This is a genomic window from Nocardioides sp. (genome assembly GCF_041913365.1).
Lineage (GTDB): Bacteria > Actinomycetota > Actinomycetes > Propionibacteriales > Nocardioidaceae > Nocardioides.
Genome location: NZ_JAYSFM010000004.1, coordinates 178,041 through 192,290, shown reverse-complemented (window position 1 = coordinate 192,290; position 14,250 = coordinate 178,041). Strand labels below are relative to the sequence as shown.

Sequence of the window (14,250 nt, the reverse complement as noted above, 5' to 3'; positions counted from 1 at the left end):
GGACCCCATCAGGACAGCAGGCCGCGGACCACGCGCAGGCCGACCGACAGGCGGGCCAGCTCGGCGGTCTCCTCGCGGCAGATCTCCTCGAGAGTGGCGGCCGAGCGGCCGATCAGCTCCTCGTCGGAGTCCTCCCACGCGGCGACGCGAGCCGGGGCCGGGTCGTCGGCGCTGGTGCTTTCCAGGACCTGCGCGGTGAGCTGCTGGTGCACGCCGTAGAGGTCGTCGCGCACGGCGGCGCGGGCCATCGTCTGCCAGCGGTCGTCGCGCGGCAGGGCGAAGATCCGCTCGACCAGGGCGGGCAGCCCGAGTCGCTCCCCCAGCGCGAAGTGGACGCGGGCGACCTCGACCGGGTCGAGGCCGAGCCGGTCGGCGGTCTCGACGATGCCGAGCAGCGCGTAGGCCGGGGCCAGCACCGCGACGCGGGAGGCGAGGTCGTCGGAGACGCCCTGGTGGGTGAGCCGCTTCGCGCGGGCGACGTAGTCGTCGAGCTCGTGGCCGCTCATGATGCTCGGCAGCTCGGCCATCACGGCCTGCACCCGCTCGCGGAAGAACTCGACCGTCGCGCTCGAGTCGAGCGGGGGGCGCCGGTTGGTGACCAGCCAGCGGGAGGCGCGCTCGACCAGGGTGCGCATCTCGATCCGCATCCGGGTCTGGCGCTCGGCGGGCACCTGGTTGTCGAGCGCGGCGATCTCCTGGCGCAGCTGCAGCGACCCGAAGATCTCGCGGGCCACGAAGTTGGCGCGGGTCAGGTCGGCCGGGCTCGCCCCGGTCTCCCCCGCCAGCCGCGGCCAGAAGGTCATGCCGGCGCCGTTGACCAGGTCGTTGACGACCTGGGTCACGATGATCTCCCGGCGCAGCGGGTGCTCCTCCATGGCCGCCTCGAGCTCGGGCTTCATCCGGCTCGGGAAGTAGGCCAGCAGGTCCTCGCGCAGGTAGGGGTCGTCGGGCAGGTCGGACTCGATCAGCTCGTCGGCGAGCACGATCTTGGTCCACGCCAGCAGGACCGACAGCTCGGGCGCCGACAGCGCCTGCTTGCGGTCGAGCCGACGGCGTACCTGCCGCGTGGAGGGCAGGCCCTCGAGGTCGCGGTTGAGGACACCCCGCCGCTCGAGCGCGCGCATCCAGTCCTCGTGCACGTGCAGCAGCGAGGGGGCGTGCGCCTCGGCATTGGCCAGCGCGAGGTTCTGCTCGTAGTTGTCGCGCAGCACGAGCGCGCCGACCTCGTCGGTCATCTCGGCGAGCAGCTCGTTGCGGGCCGGCTCGTCCATCGCGCCCGAGCGGACGACCTTGTCGAGCAGGATCTTGATGTTCACCTCGTGGTCGGAGGTGTCCACACCGGCGGAGTTGTCGATGAAGTCGGTGTTCATCCGGCCGCCCTCGCCGCCCACGCCGAACCTGGCGTACTCCACGCGGCCGAGCTGGGTGAAGCCGAGGTTGCCGCCCTCGCCGATGCACTTGGCGCGGAGGTCCTCGCCGTTGACCCGGATCGCGTCGTTGGCCTTGTCGCCGGCGTCGGCGTTGGTCTCCTCCGAGGACTTCACGTAGGTGCCGATGCCGCCGTTCCAGAGCAGGTCGACGGGCGCGAGCAGGATCGCCTTCATCAGCTCGGCAGGCGTCATCGCGGTGACGTCGGCCCCCAGGCCCAGCGCGGTGCGGACCTGCGCCGAGACCGGGATCGACTTGGCCGAGCGCGGCCAGACGCCGCCGCCCTCGGAGATCAGCGAGGAGTCGTAGTCCTTCCAGCTCGAGCGCGGCAGGTCGAACAGCCGGCGCCGCTCGGCGTACGACGACGCCGCATCCGGGTCGGGGTCGAGGAAGATGTCGCGGTGGTCGAACGCGGCCACCAGGCGGGTGTGCTCGGAGCACAGCAGGCCGTTGCCGAACACGTCGCCGGACATGTCGCCGATGCCGACGGCGGTGAAGTCCTCGGCCTGGCAGTCCACGCCCATCTCGCGGAAGTGGCGCTGCACCGAGACCCACGCGCCCTTGGCGGTGATGCCCATCGCCTTGTGGTCGTAGCCCACCGAGCCACCGGAGGCGAAGGCGTCGCCGAGCCAGAAGCCGTAGTCCTTGGCCACCCCGTTGGCGATGTCGGAGAAGGTCGCCGTGCCCTTGTCGGCCGCCACCACGAGGTAGGAGTCGTCGCCGTCGTGGCGGACCACGTCGCGCGGCGGCACGTTGTCGCCGTCGACCAGGTTGTCGGTGATGTCGAGCAGGCCGGAGATGAACGTCTTGTAGCAGGCCACGCCCTCGGCCAGCCACGCGTCGCGATCGGACGGGTCGGGCAGCTGCTTGCAGAAGAAGGCGCCCTTCGCGCCGACCGGGACGATGACGGTGTTCTTGACCATCTGCGCCTTGACCAGGCCGAGCACCTCGGTGCGGAAGTCGTCGCGTCGGTCCGACCAGCGCAGGCCGCCACGGGCGACCGCGCCGAAGCGCAGGTGGGAGCCCTCCACGCGCGGGCTGTAGACGAAGATCTCGTAGCGCGGCCGCGGCTCGGGCAGGTCGGGGATCGCCGACGGCTCGAGCTTGAAGGAGATGTAGGGGTGCATTTCCCCCTCGGCGGTGCGCTGGAAGAAGTTGGTGCGCAGGGTCGCCCGGATCAGCGTGCGGTAGGAGCGCAGGATGCGGTCGTGGTCGAGGCTGACCACGTCGTCCAGCGCCTTGGCCAGCCGCTCCTCGATCGCCTCGACCTTCGCGACGCGCGCCTCGGCGTCGGCCTCGAGCGCGCGGTCGCCTCGACCCGGGTCGAAGCGCGACTCGAACAGCTCGACCAGCAGGCGGGTGATGTCGACGTTGCTGCGCAGCGCCTCCTCGATGTAGTCGAGGGCGAAGGGCGAGTTGCCCTGCTTGAGGTACTTGGCGTACGCCCGCAGCACCGTGGCCTGTCGCCACGTCAGCCCGGCCGCCAGCACCAGCTGGTTGAAGCCGTCGATCTCGTTGAAGCCGTCCCACACCGCGCGCAGCGCCTGGGCGAACAGGGTGCGCTCGTGGGGCGGCAGCACCCGGCCGTGGCGCAGGCCGAACTCGTAGATGTACGACGGCCGCGCCAGGCCGCTGAGCTCGTAGGGGCGCTCGTCGACGACCTCGACGCCCATCGAGGTGAGCATCGGCAGCATGCGGCTCAGCGACAGCGGCTCGCCGACGCGGAACACCTTGAGCCGTGACTCGCCGCGACGGTAGGTGCCGGCCTTCTCGTCCTGGTCGAAGAGCGCGAGGTCGATGCCGTCGTCGCCCTCGATCGCCTCGATCCGGCCGAGGTCGGCGGAGCCGCGCTGCGGTCCGTAGTCCTCCTTGTAGGCCTCGGGGAACGCGTCGGCCCAGGCCCGGGCGAGCCGCGAGCCGCGGTCCTCGCCGTGCTCGCTGACCACGGCCGCCATGAAGTCGTCGCGCCACGACCGGGACGCTTCGGTGAGGCGGCGCTCGAGCTCGGCGACGTCGACCTCGGGGATCTGGCCGCCCTTGGGCGGGTGGACCACGAAGTGCACGCGCGCGGTCGTCGACTCGTTGACCCGCGCGGTGAACTCGACGTGCTCCCCGTTGAGGTCGTCGCGCAGGATCTCGGAGAACCGCTCGCGGACCGCGGTGCTGTAGCGGTCGCGCGGGAGGTAGACGAGGACCGAGACGTAGCGGCCGTAGGTGTCGCGGCGCACGAACGCGCGCAGCTGGCGGCGCTCGCGGGCGAACATCACGTCCTGCACGACCGGCGCCAGGTCGGCCGGCGAGGTGTGGAACAGCTCGTCGCGCGGGTAGTTCTCCAGCGTGTCCATGAGCGCCTTGCCGGCGTGGCTGCGCGGGTCGAACTCGGCGCGGCGCATCACCTCGGCCACCTTCTCGCGCAGCACCGGGATCCGGGTGACCGACTCGGTGTAGGCCGCGCTGGAGAAGAGCCCGAGGAAGCGGCGCTCGCCGACGACCTCGCCGTCGGGCCCGAACGTCTTCACGCCGACGTAGTCGAGGTACGCCGGGCGGTGGACGGTGGCGCGCGAGTTGGCCTTCGCGAGCACGAGCAGCGTCTTCTCGCGCGCCTTCGCCTTGGCCACCGGGGGCAGCTTGGCGAACGCGCTGGACAGGTCCTGGTCGTGGCGGAGGATGCCGAGCCCGGAGGCGGGCACCGCCCGCAGCCCGCACTCGTCGGGGTGCCCCTCCTCGGACTCGAGGTGGTACTCGCGGTAGCCCAGGAAGGTGAAGTGGTCGTCGGCGAGCCAGCGCAGGAAGTCGCGGCCCTGACGGACCTCGTCGGCGGGCAGCGGCGGCGGGTCCTGGTCGAGCTCGGCGACGACGGCCAGCGCCTGGGCGTGCATCTTGTCCCAGTCCTCGACGGACTCGCGTACGTCGCGCAGCACCCGCTGGAGCCCGGCGGTGATCTCCGCCGCCTCCTGCTCGTCGGTGCGGTCGATCTCGACGTGCATCCACGACTCGCTGCCGGCCTGGTCGTCGGCCTGCGGCTCGTGGGCGTGGACGTGCTGGAGCTCGCCGGTGATGTCGCGCTCGACGTTGAACTGCGGGTGGATCACCGAGTGCACGTTGTGGCCGAGGCGGTTGAGCTCCATGCCCACCGAGTCGACGAGGAAGGGCATGTCGTCGGTGACGACCTCGACCACCGAGCGGCCGGACGCCGACCAGCCGGCATCGGCCATCGTGGGCGTCACGACGCGGACGGCGGCGGTGCCCTGCGGGCGCGACGAGGCGAGCTCGCGGTGCGAGGCGAGGGCACCGAACAGGTCCTCCGGCGAGCGCTCCGCGACCTCCTCGGGAGCCACGTGCCGGTAGTAGGCACGGAGCAGCTCCGCCCACTCCGGGCGCCCCTGCGTCGCTGCGTCGAGCTGCTGGTCCTTGATCTCCTCCGGCGTCGCCACGCTCCGACCCTAGAACCCGTCGTGTGACCCTCACAACACAGGGTCCTACCCGCGCGTCACGTCCCCGTCTCGGCCATGATGGGCGGGCAGTCCGACCCTCACGACGGCACGACGACGGCACGACGACGACACGACGACGACACGACGACGACACAGGATGCAGGTGGTTCGATGAGCACCAGGCTCGCCAAGCAGTTCACCTACGACGCCCCGGCGGAGGCGGTGGCCGCGATGCTCGACGACCAGGCGTTCCGCGAGGAGGTGCTGCGTCGGCAGAAGGTCGTGCGCGGGTCGGCGAAGGTCGACGGCGACCACGTGCGGATCGAGCAGGTCCGCTCCGCCAAGGACCTGCCGTCCTTCGCCGCCAAGCTGGTCGGCGACGAGATCGTCATCGTCCAGGAGGAGACCTGGACGTCCCCGACGGGGTGCGACGTGCACCTGTCCATCCCGGGCAAGCCCGGCGAAGCGGTCGGCACGATGCAGCTCGTCGAGTCCGGCGGCACCACCACCGAGCAGGTCGACCTCGTGCTCACCGTCCGGATCCCGCTCGTCGGCGGCAAGATCGAGGGCCTGATCTCCGGGCTGTTCAAGGAGGCGCTCGACATCGAGCACCGCGTCGGCGTGGAGTGGCTCAGCCGTTAGGCGTCCCGAGCGGTGCTCGAGGGGGATTCCCGGGACGCGGAATCCTCCTCGGCCACCGCGTGCTCGCGGGTGCGCAGCCAGACCACGACCCCGAGCACGACGAAGGGACCGAAGGCGAGCAGGAGCGTGAGCCACTGCTCGACCGGGTGCAGGGCACCCATGTGCATCGGGACCGGGGTCGGGAACGGGAGCGTGGTCATGGCGGCGTACGTCAGCCCTGGTGGGGGTAGAGGTGCTCCTTCGGGGGAACGAAGTTCTCCTTGATGGAGCGCGGCGAGGTCCAGCGCAGCAGGTTCACCGCCGCGCCGGCCTTGTCGTTGGTGCCCGAGGCGCGGGCGCCGCCGAACGGCTGCTGGCCGACGACCGCACCGGTGGGCTTGTCGTTGATGTAGAAGTTGCCGGCCGCGAACCGCAGCGCCTTGCGGGCCCACGCGATGGCCGCACGGTCCTGGGCGATGATCGCGCCGGTCAGGGCGTACGGTGCGAAGGACTCCATCTGGGCCACGACCTTCTCGAACCGGTCGTCGTCGTAGACGTGGACGGCGAGGATGGGGCCGAAGTACTCGTCGGAGAACATCTGGTCCGTGGGGTCGGTCGACTCGATGATCGTCGGGCGCACGAAGTAGCCGACGGAGTCGTCCGCCTGGCCGCCGGCGAGCACCGTGAGGTGCTTCTGCCGCTTGGCCCGGGCGATCGCGGCCTTGTGCTTGGCGAACGCCCGGTCGTCGATCACCGCGCCCATGAAGTTGGTGAGGTCGGTGACGTCGCCCATCGTGAGCGCCTCGGTGTCGGCGACGAGCTGGTCCTTGATCTTGTTCCACACCGACCGCGGCACGTAGGCGCGCGAGGCGGCCGAGCACTTCTGGCCCTGGAACTCGAAGGCACCGCGGATCATCGCGACGCGCAGCACGTCGGGGTCGGCGGACGGGTGGGCGACGATGAAGTCCTTGCCGCCGGTCTCGCCCACGATGCGGGGGTAGGAGCGATAGCCGGAGATGTTCTCGCCCACCGTGCGCCACAGGTGCTGGAAGGTCGGGGTGGAGCCGGTGAAGTGGATGCCGGCCAGGTCGCGGTGTGCCAGCGCCACCTTCGACACGTCGAGGCCGTCACCGGGCAGCATGTTGATGACGCCCGGCGGCATGCCGGCCTCCTCCAGCAGCTCCATCGTCAGCGACGCGGCGAGCTGCTGGGTGGGCGAGGGCTTCCAGATGACCGTGTTGCCCATCAGCGCCGGGGCGGTCGGCAGGTTGCCGGCGATCGCGGTGAAGTTGAACGGCGTGATCGCGTAGACGAAGCCCTCGAGCGGGCGGTGGTCGGTGCGGTTCCAGATGCCGGGGCTGTTGGCGATCGGCTGGTCGGTGAGGATCTGCTTGGCGTAGTGGACGTTGAACCGCCAGAAGTCGATCAGCTCGCACGCCGCGTCGATCTCGGCCTGGAACGCCGTCTTCGACTGGCCCAGCATGGTCGCGGCGTTCAGCGTCTGGCGCCACGGACCGGCCAGCAGGTCGGCGGCCTTGAGGATGATCGCGCACCGCTCGTCGAACGGCATCGCGGCCCAGCCCGGCGCCGCGTCGCCGGCGGCCTTGATCGCGGCCTCGGCGTCCTTGGTCGTGGAGTTCTTGAACGTGCCGAGCACGTGGGCGTGGTCGTGCGGCTGGACCACCTTCATCTCCGCGCCGCCGCCGTTGCGGCGCTTGCCGCCGATCACGGCGCGCAGGGAGTGCTGCTTCTTCTCCAGCCGGGCCAGCTCGGTGACGAGGGTCTCCCGCTCCGGGCTGCCGGGCGCATACGTCAGGTTCGGCTCGTTGGTGGGAGCCGGAGGAAAGGTGATCGCGTCCATGCGGCTGATCGTGTCAGACGCGGACGCGCGCCTCAAAAGGGCTGCGTCAGGACCCGGCCAGCAGGTCGTCGATCTCCTGCGTGGCCCACCACGCCAGGTCGTCGTCGGGGTCGGCGTCGTCGCGGTCGTCGGCGTGCACCGCGACGACGTCACGCCACGTCACGGGCGCACCCTCGGCGGCGGTCTCGGCGACCACCACCACCCGGCGGCGCTGGCCGTCGGGCAGCCCGCCCAGGAGCTCGGCCGAGGCGTCGGCCGCGGTCATCAGTGCGGCGTACTCGCTCTCCTCGGCGTCGTCCTCGGCGACCACGGAGTCGAGGACCTCGGGACCATCGGCGTCCCGAGAGGCGGCGAGGCGCGGCAGCGTGGTCGGCAGGTAGCGGCGGGTCACGTGCGGGCCTTCTTGCCCGACCGCGACCGCCCACGCGGCGCGCGCGGCCGGGTGTCGCTGGCGGAGTCCTTGAGCTCCTCGAGCGCCTCGAGGATGCACTGCCCGAGCGTGTCCGCGTCGGGTACGGCGTCGCGGTCGGCCGTGATGCCGTAGAACACGCCGCCGTCGTAGGACGTCACGCCGATCGCCAGCGGGTGATCGGGCAGCAGCGGGTGGACCGGGTAGGACTCCAGCATCCGGGCGCCGTCGGCGTACAGCGGGAACTGCGGTCCGGGCACGTTGGTGATGGAGACGTGGAAGCCGTGCCGCAGCTCGGCCGCGGCGACGCGGGAGCCCAGCGCGTGGAACGTCGTCGGCGCGAAGCCGGAGATGCCCGACAGGCGGCGCGCGGAGACCGCCTTGCCGGCGTCGCGGTGGGCCTTGAGGTCGTAGCTCACCTGGTGCAGCCGGACCACCGGGCTGGGCTCGCCGATCGGCAGGTGCACCAGGTGGCCCTTGACCTGGCTGCCGAGCGAGGTCGCCTCGAGCTCGTCGTCGATGACCGACATCGGCACGATCGCCTTGACCGTCTTGAGCCCGCCCATCGACTCCGCGCGGGTCATCAGCCAGCCGCGCAGGCCGCCGGCGAGGGTGGCGAGGACGACGTCGTTGACCGTGCCGCCGTGGACCTCGCGGATCGCGCGGTAGTCGGAGAGCGAGGTGCGTAGCGCGAGGAAGCGGCGCTGCTGGGAGAGCCGGCGGTGCACCGGCGTGGAGTGGACCGGCCCGCGTCCGGCGAGCGCGTTGGCGACCTCGGCGAACCGGGCACCCGTCGCCGACGCCTGGCGGCCCAGCGACTCGGCGTTGGCCCGTGTCGTCGACCAGAGCGTGCGCGGGTTCTCCAGGCTGTCGGTCACCGCGTTGAGCGCGGCCGCGACCGGGCCGGCCGTGCGGCGCGGGCGCCAGTCGTCGTCGTGCCCCAGCGTCGAGCGGTCCGGGGAGGTGTCGAGGAGCACCTGGCCGATGTCGACGGTCTCGCGGCCGTCGACGAGGATCTGGTGGCTCTTGGTCAGCAGCGCGACCCGGCCGCCCTCGAGACCCTCCACGAAGTAGCACTCCCACAGCGGGCGGCTGCGGTCCAGCGGCCGGGAGGCGATGCGGGCGACCAGCTCGCGCAGCTGGTCCATGTTGCCGGGCCGCGGCAGCGCCGAGCGGCGTACGTGGAAGCCGAGGTCGAAGTTCTCGTCGTCGACCCAGGCGGGGTTGGCCAGCCGGCCGGGCACCAGCTGCAGGCGCTGGCGGTAGCGCGGGACGAACGCGATGCGGTCGGCGATCAGCTCGACCAGCCGGTCGTGGTCGAATCCGGAGTCGCCCGGCTCGAACACCTCGACCGTGGCGTTGTGCATGGGCGTCGTGGGGGACTCGGCGGCCAGGATGGCCAGGTCCCGCGGCCGTAGCCGCTCGCTCATCTGGTGCCCTCTCGTCGGTGACGCTTGTCCCGCATGGGATTCTGGCAGAGCCGGTGGCCCGCCGCGTGCGTGGCCACCGTCGCCGTGCTGTTCGGTCCTGAAGGAGAAGTCGTGTCCCGTCGCGTGCTGTCGCGCCTCGCCCCCCTCACCCTCGTGCTGGCCCTCGCGCTCACCGCGTGCGGCGACGGAGGTGACGACGAGCAGGCGACCACGCCGAGCGGCTCCCCCAGCGACTCCTCCAGCAGCCCGGCCGCCGAGGACGGCGACTCCGTCGCAGTCACCGTGACGCGGGAGGGCGACACGTTCACGCCCAACGGCGAGCGGGTCGAGATGGAGGTCGGCCAGACCCTCGACCTCACCATCACCGCCGACGCCGCCGGCGAGCTCCACGTGCACAGCACGCCGGAGCAGGAGATCGAGTACGACGAGGGCACCAGCGAGCACCAGATCACCATCGACCGACCCGGCGTGGTCGAGGTGGAGAGCCACGAGCCCGACTCGATCGTCCTCCAGCTCGAAGTCCGCTGAGCGTGGGCCAGGTCGACGTGGGCAGGATCTCCGCCCACGGGCTCGGCGGCGCCAAGGACCTGCCGATCCCCTCGGAGCTGGCGATCGCCGGCGCCGTGGCGGCACTGGTCGTCTCCTTCACCGTGCTGGCGGTGGCGTGGCGCGAGCCCCGCTACGACGCCGCGACGAGCGGCCGGCCAGCGCCTGCGTGGCTGGACCGCCTCGCCTCCTCGCGCGGCCTCGCGGTCGCGCTGCGGGTGCTCGGCATGGCGTTCTTCCTCTACGTCGCCGCCGCCGCGGTGCTCGGCAAGGACACCCTGATCAACCCGTTCCTCGGGACCTTCTACGTCATCCTCTGGGTCGGCCTGGTGCCGGCGTCGCTGCTCTTCGGCCCCTTCTTCAAGGCCGTCAGCCCGGCCCGCACCATCAGCATGCTCTTCGCCAAGGTCTCCGGCGTGCCCGAGGGCCAGGGGCTGTACGCCTACCCCGCGCGCCTGGGCTACTGGCCGGCCGCACTCGGCCTGTTCTCCTTCGTCTGGCTCGAGCTGGTCTACCCGCACTCCACCGACCTCGGTCCGGTACGCCTGTGGTGCGCCGCCTACCTCGGCATCATGCTCATCGGGTCGGCCGTGTGGGGCACGACCTTCCTGGCCCGCGCCGATCCCTTCGAGGTCTACTCGTCGCTGGTCGCCAAGCTGTCGGTCTGGGGGCGTCGCGACGGCGCGCTCGTCGTGCGCAGCCCGCTGGCCAACCTCGACACCATCGCCGCGCGGCCCGGCCTGGTCGGCGTCGTCGGGGTGCTCTTCGGCAGCACCGCGTTCGACTCGTTCCGCGAGTCGAGCGAGTGGCTCGGCCTCGTGCAGTCGATGTCGATGTCGCGCATCGTGCCCGACACCCTCGCGCTGGTCGCGTTCTCCGGGGGCGTCGCGCTGGTCCTCACCGTCGCCACGATGGCCACGGGCGTCACCAGCGACACCCCGAGGCGGGCCCTGCCCGACCTCTTCGCGCACTCGGTGGTGCCGATCATCGTGGGCTACATCGTGGCCCACTACCTGACCTTCTTCGTCGAGTACGGCCAGCAGACGCTCATCCAGCTCAGCGACCCGTTCACCCGCGGGGACGACTACCTCGGCACCGCGGACCTGCAGGTCAACTACTGGCTCTCGCTCCACCCCACGTTCCTCGCGGTGACCAAGGTGCTCGCGGTCGTGCTCGGGCACGTGGTCGGCGTCGTCGCCGCGCACGACCGGGCGATCAAGCTGCTGCCGCCGCGGCACCACCTCACCGGTCAGCTGCCGCTGCTGGTGGCGATGGTGGGGTTCACCGCGGGAGGTCTGTACCTGCTGTTCGCTGCGTGACCGGGCCGTAGGGCCAGCCGGCCGGCAGCTCCTGGGTCACCATGACGACCTCGCAGCGACCGCCGTAGGGGTCGACCTGGTCGAGCGGGTCGCGCCGGCCCACGAAGATCACGCGGTCGTTGTCGCCGTTGGCCTGGCCGTCGTCGTCACAGCGGATCTTGTCGACCATGCCGTCGGGCAGCACGTAGATGGTGTCGTTGCCCTGCTCGGTGAAGACCTTGTCCGCGCCGGGGCCGAGGAAGACGGTGTCGTCGCCCTCGTCACCCTTGACCAGCCAGTCGTTGCCGTCGCCGTCGATCAGGACGTCGTTGCCGGGGCCGCCCTGGATGGCGCCGTCGTCACCGGGACCGCCGTCGATCCAGTCGTCCCCGGGACCGCCGATGTGCTTGTCGGTGCCCTCCCCGCCGACGAGCCGGTCGTTGCCGTCACCGCCGCCGAGGGTGTCGTCGCCCGTCTCGCCGTGGACGACGTCGTTGCCGACGTTGGACATCAGCACGTCGTTGCCATCGCCGCCGTAGAGGGTGTCGTCGCCGGAGCCGCCGTCGACCTTGTCGTTGCCGAGGCCGCCCGCGACCCAGTCGTTGCCCGGCTGGGCGGTGATCCAGTCGTCGCCGTCGTCACCGGTGACCACGTCGCTGCCCTTGCCGGCGTAGACGGTGTCGTTGCCACCGTTGGCCGTGACGCGGTCCCGGCCGCCCAGCGCCATGATGTGGTTGGAGCGGGCATTGCCCTTGATGACGTCGTTGCCGGTCGTGCCCTGGGCCTTCGCGAGAGCGGGCGCCGCGGTGAGGGTCAGGGACAGGGCGACGAGCGCGAGGCCGGTCGTACGCATGGTGTCAACCATCGGAGTCTCCTTGGAATCAGACTCCAAGTTAACGAAATCTTGACGGAATCCAGAATTTCACCGGCGACGCCGACGTCGGCCGCGCCCCACCTGGGGCCTGACCGTGGCCGGGAACAGGGCGTCGGTGAGCGCGGCGAGGCCGCGCACGAGGGCGGAGTCGCCGCCCTCGGCGAGGGACCGTCCGGTCACCAGCGCCCGGTCCGTCGCGGCGCGGTCGTCGGGCAGGAAGTGCAGCCCGGCGACCCGGCTGAAGCCCTCCACCATCCCGGCGATGTCCTTCTCCGACCAGCCGATGGAGCCGCGCATGCGGTTGACCACGACGCGGACCGGCACGCCGCCGGTGCGCTCGCGGAGGTCGACGAGACCGCGGGCCAGGCGGGTCAGCCCGACGGGATCGGCCGCACCGACCACGACGACCTCGTCCGCCTGCTCGAGGGCCGCCAGGGTGAGCGCGTTGCGACCGGGGCGGCCGCCGAAGTCGGGGCCGGCTTCGTCCTCGAGGCTGAAGCCGGTGTCCACCACGACGTCGCCGAGACCGCGCGCGTGCTCCAGCACCTGCTCGGCGTGGGCCGCGCGCACCTCCCGCCACCGGTCGGGCCGCGGGAGCCCGGTGACGACGGCGAGGTGCTCGCCCACCGCGCGGCAGACCGAGGCGAAGCGTTCCTCGAGCTGCCCCGAGCCGGCCAGCCGGGCGGCCGACAGCAGTCCCGACACCTCGTCGAGCACACCCAGCTGCTGCGCCACCGCCCCGCCGTAGGGGTCGAGGTCGAGGAGGACGACGCCGGTCCCCCGTGCGGCGACCTCGCACGCGAGGTTGGTCGCGACCGTCGTACGTCCCGGTGCTCCGGCCGGTCCCCAGACCACGACCACGCGGCCGCCGTCGGACTGCAGGACCGGCGCAGGCAACGGCTCGGCGTCGCGCACCCGGGTGTCGGCGACGTCCTCGACCGTGGTCACCACCTCCGGCAGGGTGGCCAGCTGTCCCGCGCCGACGACCGCCGAGATGCCGAGCCGCTGCGCGTGCTCGCGCACGTCGAGGTCCTCGGGCACGGCCGTGGTGACCGCGACCGGGCGGACCGCGTGGCGACGCAGGTGGGCGATGCTCGAGGGGTCGAGGCCGGGCGCGTCCAGGGAGATCACGGCGACGTCGGCCTGGCCGCTGGTCACCGAGGCGAGCAGGTCGTCGACGTCGACGCAGCGCTTGAGCACCACGACGCCGGGGTGCGCCTCGAGGTCGGCCAGCACGGGAGACTCCCACCCCTCCCCCGCGGCGAGCAGCAGGACGCAGATCACGGCCGTCAGCCCCGGCCGACGACGCGGACGCGGTCGTCACCGCTGGCCGCGAGCACCGCGGCGAGCGACTCCTCCTCGGCCTGCGGCACGGCGAGCACCAGCTGCCGGCTGGTCGCGGAGGCGAACGAGTCGGTGACGACCGGTGCGTCCAGGATCACCACGTCGCCCAGCACCAGCTCCGCGGCCGCCCGCGAGCGGGGGTCGTCCCCGATCACCCACACGTCGACGCGAGAGCCCCGGGTCAGGTCGGTGGGCACGTGCTCGGCCGGCACCGCGATCGAGACCGAGACGGTGTCGTCGCCGGTCGACTCGCCCAGGGCAGCGGCCGGCACCAGCTCGCCCTCCGCGAGCGGGCGGGTCAGGGTGAGCGCGGACGGGAGCTCGTCGTCGACGGCGAGGTAGCGCCGCGCGTCGGCGGCGTCGTCGAAGCGCACCCGGGTGGCCGCGAGGTCGTCGGCCTGCAGCGTCTGGCCCGCGGTGAGGTCACCGGAGGCGGCCCAGACCGACGTCATGTCGTCGGCCCCGGCCATGATCCGCGCGCCCGCCACCACCGAACCGGTCACGAGGGCGACGCCGATCCACAGCCGCGGGTCGCGCCAGCCGGCCGAGCGGGTGCGGGTGGCCGCGGGGACGTCGAGGAGGCGGTCGTCGCGCGACGGGGTCCGAGAGGGTTTCCGAGACACGCGAGCATCATTGCCGCACCGGGCCGACTTCACACCTGTCTGTCCACAGGCTCCCGCCGGTCGGCGCCGGGAGCAGCCGCGCGGGTGGCACGATGACCCCATGCCCGAGGACGCCCGATTCCTGACGCTCGCCGACGTGGCCGAGGTGCTCAACACCTCCAGCGCGCAGGTCTACGCCCTCGTGCGCCGCGGCGAGCTGCCCGCGATCAAGATCGGCGGTCGCGGCCAGTGGCGCGTCGAGCGGTCCCAGCTCGAGGAGTTCATCCAGCGGATGTACGCCGAGACCAGGTCGTTCGTCGAGGAGCACCCGTTCGTGGATGCCGAGGCAGCGCCCGCGGACAGCGAGTCCTCGGACCTGTAGCCGGACGCCGGCGCCGGGCTG

Annotated in this window: 12 protein-coding genes; 4 read left to right on the top strand and 8 right to left on the bottom strand. The window is 72.0% G+C overall.

Going from position 1 to position 14,250, the window contains the following annotated elements; all coding sequences use genetic code 11:
* Positions 1-8: 8 nt before the first annotated feature.
* A complete protein-coding gene (locus ACE3QY_RS11725; protein WP_374456206.1) occupies positions 9-4,862 on the bottom strand; it encodes an NAD-glutamate dehydrogenase in 4,854 nt (1,617 codons plus the stop codon).
* Between the two features lie 171 nt (positions 4,863-5,033).
* Between ACE3QY_RS11725 and ACE3QY_RS11720 the strand changes: the two genes are divergently transcribed.
* Positions 5,034-5,504, top strand: coding sequence for a DUF2505 domain-containing protein (locus tag ACE3QY_RS11720; protein WP_374456205.1), 471 nt, complete (start codon positions 5,034-5,036; stop codon positions 5,502-5,504).
* Here the strand turns inward: ACE3QY_RS11720 and ACE3QY_RS11715 are convergent.
* From ACE3QY_RS11715 to ACE3QY_RS11700, 4 genes are read right to left on the bottom strand one after another with little or no spacing between them, the layout of a single operon-like run.
* Positions 5,501-5,704, bottom strand: coding sequence for a hypothetical protein (locus ACE3QY_RS11715; RefSeq protein ID WP_374456204.1), 204 nt, complete (start codon positions 5,702-5,704; stop codon positions 5,501-5,503). The genes ACE3QY_RS11720 and ACE3QY_RS11715 overlap by 4 nt on opposite strands.
* A gap of 11 nt (positions 5,705-5,715) precedes the next feature.
* On the bottom strand, positions 5,716-7,344 hold the full coding sequence (gene pruA, locus ACE3QY_RS11710) for an L-glutamate gamma-semialdehyde dehydrogenase (protein WP_374456203.1): 1,629 nt from the start codon (positions 7,342-7,344) through the stop codon (positions 5,716-5,718).
* 46 nt (positions 7,345-7,390) lie between these two features.
* Positions 7,391-7,735: a hypothetical protein gene (locus tag ACE3QY_RS11705; protein WP_374456202.1), complete on the bottom strand. Its 345-nt coding sequence runs from the start codon at positions 7,733-7,735 to the stop codon at positions 7,391-7,393.
* Entirely contained in the window at positions 7,732-9,183 is a 1,452-nt protein-coding gene (locus ACE3QY_RS11700; RefSeq protein ID WP_374456201.1) for a wax ester/triacylglycerol synthase family O-acyltransferase, read from the bottom strand. The genes ACE3QY_RS11705 and ACE3QY_RS11700 overlap by 4 nt, the downstream gene beginning before the upstream one ends.
* Positions 9,184-9,216: 33 nt before the next feature.
* Here ACE3QY_RS11700 and ACE3QY_RS11695 point away from each other — a divergent pair, with 33 nt between their 5' ends.
* Both ACE3QY_RS11695 and ACE3QY_RS11690 read left to right on the top strand, forming a co-directional pair.
* The gene (locus ACE3QY_RS11695; RefSeq protein ID WP_374456200.1) at positions 9,217-9,711 is read left to right on the top strand and encodes a hypothetical protein; all 495 of its coding nucleotides are present in this window, start codon (positions 9,217-9,219) and stop codon (positions 9,709-9,711) included.
* Between the two features lie 2 nt (positions 9,712-9,713).
* Entirely contained in the window at positions 9,714-11,048 is a 1,335-nt protein-coding gene (locus tag ACE3QY_RS11690; RefSeq protein WP_374456199.1) for a hypothetical protein, read from the top strand.
* Here ACE3QY_RS11690 and ACE3QY_RS11685 read toward each other — a convergent pair.
* From ACE3QY_RS11685 to ACE3QY_RS11675, 3 genes are read right to left on the bottom strand one after another with little or no spacing between them, the layout of a single operon-like run.
* Positions 11,011-11,892 (bottom strand): calcium-binding protein, encoded by an 882-nt coding sequence (locus tag ACE3QY_RS11685; protein ID WP_374456198.1) that lies wholly within the window; start codon positions 11,890-11,892, stop codon positions 11,011-11,013. The two genes, ACE3QY_RS11690 and ACE3QY_RS11685, sit on opposite strands and share 38 nt — an antisense overlap.
* A 57-nt stretch (positions 11,893-11,949) precedes the next feature.
* Entirely contained in the window at positions 11,950-13,185 is a 1,236-nt protein-coding gene (locus ACE3QY_RS11680; RefSeq protein WP_374456197.1) for a CpaE family protein, read from the bottom strand.
* A gap of 5 nt (positions 13,186-13,190) precedes the next feature.
* Positions 13,191-13,868, bottom strand: coding sequence for a hypothetical protein (locus tag ACE3QY_RS11675; RefSeq protein ID WP_374456196.1), 678 nt, complete (start codon positions 13,866-13,868; stop codon positions 13,191-13,193).
* A gap of 100 nt (positions 13,869-13,968) precedes the next feature.
* Here ACE3QY_RS11675 and ACE3QY_RS11670 point away from each other — a divergent pair, with 100 nt between their 5' ends.
* The gene (locus ACE3QY_RS11670; RefSeq protein ID WP_374456195.1) at positions 13,969-14,229 is read left to right on the top strand and encodes a helix-turn-helix domain-containing protein; all 261 of its coding nucleotides are present in this window, start codon (positions 13,969-13,971) and stop codon (positions 14,227-14,229) included.
* Positions 14,230-14,250 lie beyond the last annotated feature (21 nt).

Bases quoted from the DNA above. Each gene is read 5' to 3' on its own strand.
- pruA (WP_374456203.1), bottom strand. From the start codon at position 7,344: ATGGACGCGATCACCTTTCCTCCGGCTCCCACCAACGAGCCGAACCTG.
- ACE3QY_RS11685 (WP_374456198.1), bottom strand. From the start codon at position 11,892: ATGGTTGACACCATGCGTACGACCGGCCTCGCGCTCGTCGCCCTGTCC.
- ACE3QY_RS11700 (WP_374456201.1), bottom strand. From the start codon at position 9,183: ATGAGCGAGCGGCTACGGCCGCGGGACCTGGCCATCCTGGCCGCCGAG.
- ACE3QY_RS11695 (WP_374456200.1), top strand. From the start codon at position 9,217: ATGGGATTCTGGCAGAGCCGGTGGCCCGCCGCGTGCGTGGCCACCGTC.
- ACE3QY_RS11715 (WP_374456204.1), bottom strand. From the start codon at position 5,704: ATGACCACGCTCCCGTTCCCGACCCCGGTCCCGATGCACATGGGTGCC.
- ACE3QY_RS11720 (WP_374456205.1), top strand. From the start codon at position 5,034: ATGAGCACCAGGCTCGCCAAGCAGTTCACCTACGACGCCCCGGCGGAG.
- ACE3QY_RS11670 (WP_374456195.1), top strand. From the start codon at position 13,969: ATGCCCGAGGACGCCCGATTCCTGACGCTCGCCGACGTGGCCGAGGTG.